General features: G+C 35.7%; 1 pseudogene. It reads right to left on the bottom strand.

What is annotated here, in order from left to right:
- Nucleotides 1-213: pseudogene (locus Q4550_RS24390) on the bottom strand (peptidoglycan D,D-transpeptidase FtsI family protein); the annotation flags it as partial.

Below are 213 nucleotides of genomic sequence, written 5' to 3'. Positions count from 1 at the left end.
AAATCTCATCTACAGATTGTTGAAGCTCCATATCTAAAGTTAACACTAGATCTCCGCCTCTGGAGCCCGGAATTTCTACTGGATCTCCAATTGGATTTCCTTCTTTATCAGTTACAAATTTTGTTTTTGACGGTTCTCCCCTTAAATACTCTTCATATTGTCTTTCTAAGAAACTAATTCCCACACTATCATTTAATCCATAACCCTTTTGAA

The sequence above is a fragment of the Anaerobacillus sp. 1_MG-2023 genome, from assembly GCF_030547345.1.
Classification (GTDB): domain Bacteria; phylum Bacillota; class Bacilli; order Bacillales; family Guptibacillaceae; genus Guptibacillus; species Guptibacillus hwajinpoensis_B.
Note: the sequence above shows the minus strand (reverse complement) of the source record. Positions and strands in the feature narration are given on the sequence as shown.